Annotated in this window: 1 protein-coding gene and 2 pseudogenes; 1 reads left to right on the top strand and 2 read right to left on the bottom strand. The window is 44.8% G+C overall.

Features of this window, described 5'->3' with window-relative positions:
• Positions 1-327: 327 nt before the first annotated feature.
• Positions 328-783 carry an asparaginase domain-containing protein gene (locus F6K49_RS39150; RefSeq protein WP_158069805.1) on the top strand — a complete coding sequence of 152 codons (456 nt, stop codon included), beginning with the start codon at positions 328-330 and terminating at the stop codon, positions 781-783.
• Between the two features lie 384 nt (positions 784-1,167).
• On the opposite strand, the pseudogene F6K49_RS39145 reads toward F6K49_RS39150, so the two are convergent.
• A pseudogene (locus F6K49_RS39145) lies at positions 1,168-2,334 on the bottom strand (ISAs1 family transposase).
• A 230-nt stretch (positions 2,335-2,564) separates the two neighbouring features.
• Positions 2,565-2,893 (bottom strand): annotated as a pseudogene (locus F6K49_RS39140) (hypothetical protein); the annotation flags it as partial.

Below are 2,893 nucleotides of genomic sequence, written 5' to 3'. Positions count from 1 at the left end.
TGACCCTTGTTTAAGTACTGCTATCACATCTTTTTCTTGATAAGGTTTGGCAGCGATGCAGCGCGGTCTTGGGGAGGCAGCGCCGCCAAAGGGGGTTCCCCCCATGAGCGACTGCCGTGGTTTCCCCCATGAGCGACTGCATCAAGAGATCGTTACTATCTTTACCAGACAGGACTACAGCATTTGTTATCAGTGGATGCACCCAGTAATAATGACTACCTTTTCCTCGCTTAGGCAAGAGGGTAAATTCTGCTTTGGTGCAACATTTGTTTTAATTCTCTTACTTTTTTCGGCATCTTACAATCATATAGGGATCCTAAATGAATTGTGAAAATTTTTGTTCCCTGTTCCCTGTTCCCTGTTCTCTGTTCCCTACTCCCTACTCCCTATTCCCTATTCCCTATTCCCTTTTCCCTTTTCCCATCACTTCTGTATACTTTAGTAGCAAACAAATTTTCTAATTGTTTCATGAACATAGGGATTTTATACACAGGGGGCACCATTGGTTCTGTGCAGGGACCCGATGGGCTGTATCCACTAGATACTGTTGGTTTCCAAAAGGCGTTTGATGAGAATATTTTGCCGATAATTCAAAGTCAATATCCCGATTGTACCATTGGCTATATTGATATCGGGTTTGGTCCGAATAACAGCACTCTCGACAGTACCAACTTGCAGCCGAAAGACTGGTGTACAATAGCGATCGCAATCCTGGAAGCCTACGATAGCTATGAGTCTTTTATTGTCAGCCCTTTCAACGTGTACAGATGTACTATTGAGTGACATGGGCTTTTAAGAGTCGAGCTGTTGAGAGATGACGATGTTTGCGATCAATAATGAGGGCTCCTCGTTTCTTTAATGGTCCGCGAGGTATTTTGACAAAACGTTTGAGTTTAACAAAACTAGCAAACTGCTGGTTTGAAGTTACCGTAAGATAGTGGAGCCTTCTTAAAAAAGATTTTACCCTTTTGTCCATAACCTGCTGACTATAAAGCAGGGTAATCGCATTTTAATCGAGCTCTAAAATTGTTGTAACCTGGGTTAATTTTTGAGTGCATAATTGAGACTCGATGGTGAAGAATTGAGTCTGTATGTGCTACTGCCGTGCTGATGATTTTTTCCTAATTGGCTGCAGTCAGAGCATCCCCTCCTTAAACTGGCTTTGGCTCACTTTGGGATTACTGTGGTGGGCATTGGGGCTGACTCAGGGGCACTGGCTGCCAGGATTTTGATCACAAAATCATTGTCCATTCCAGCCTGATAGCGCTTCATCTTCAGACTCTGGCGGGAGGGTTCGCGCTTGAGTAAATTAATACTCAAGCGACGCAATAAACCCAGATTTTGAGCTGTATAGCCAGTACGGATGCGACTAGCATCTTCGTATTTTGTGACATCGAGCACCCAATGCAAACTGTTTTCAATACTCCAATGGCAGCGAATCACCTGGTTGTGCCTTTGCGCTTCTGCTTCGAGAGTACTGATGTAGAATCGAACCTCTGTGGTCGTTTTATTCCATAATTGCCGTTGAGTGCGAACCATCACCACAGTCGTTAAGCCCAGCCACTGGCCTTGCCGATGCAAAGGGGGAAGTTGACTGACCGATACTGCCCAGACTTGGCGAGTTTCGATCCGGTGATGCCCACTCTCGATGGTCTGGTGATAGCTGTAGTCAATTCCCTGCCAGTTCATTGCTTGAGCTTGCTTAAACCAATCCTCCACCTGCTGGCTGAGCTTCCCCTGGTTGCCTTTGAGGGCTTTGACATAGTCCCCTTCGGCCTGCTTGATTTGTTGAGCAATCTCGATTTGAGTGCCCATGGCATCAAGGGTCACCACCGCTCCCTTGAGGTTTAGCAACTTCAGGATCACCGGCACCGCTGTGATTTCATTGGACTTGCTATCTACTTTTTTTTGAGCCAGCACCAAGCTATGGTCACTACTCCAAGCACTCACACTATGCAGCGCTTTCAGCTTGCCTTCTCGGTCATAGGAACCTTTGCTAGTCTTGCCATCGACATGAATCAAATTGAGCTCTAATTTTTCGGTGATGCTATTTATCCAACTCAGGAAGCTGTTCTCTAGCGCCATAGGATCTAGGAGGCCAAAGACTCGACCAAAGGTATCGTGGGACGGAATCCCGAAGGGTAATTCTAAAAACGTCTCTAGCCACTCAAGCTTAGCCTTACCATAGGTCTCGATCCCAACAAACCCATCTGCACCTGAGAGCACTGCTAAAATCGCAATTGTGATTATTGACACCTATGGTTTATCTTTACGGCGACCCACTCTGGGATCTTGAAGATCCTGAAAATGTTTGAGAACACTCTTTTTGAGCAATCTTTGCCTCTCGTTCTTGCTTTAGAAAGCCGAATAGGTTTTCCAAAACCTTTTGACATGATCACTGCCCTGGAAATACTTTTCTTAGCTCATTCTTAGGTTAACTGCTTGCACTTTTGAGAGACAACCTTGACAGCAGAAACACTGTTGAACTTTATAAGCCGCTCTTTGTCAAGTGCAATTTATACCAAACTCAATGCGATTACCCTGGACTATAAAGGCTCCACTATCTAAGGTTTCGTCTGGAGCCATTTCGCCATTTGGGGTAAAGAACAAGTTTGAAAAGGTTGCCACTCTTGTACTGGAATGGCAATCATCATGCCTCGATAAGTGCCTTGAATCTCATCAACTTCATAGAAATCCGACAAGCCAGCAGCAATTTTACCAACACCGTGAACACTACCCAAAGCCGCTTTTAGGGTGGCCAGGATATTATAAGCAATTATTGCCATACAATAGGAAAACAAAGCGGCTTTAGGATAGGCCAGGGTATTAATTTCACCGTTGAAGTTAGTAGTTATGGTTTGAAAAAGAGTTTCGATACGCCAACGCTTTTGAA

The sequence above is a fragment of the Moorena sp. SIO3I6 genome, assembly GCF_010672095.1.
This window is presented reverse-complemented; position numbering and strand designations above follow the sequence as displayed.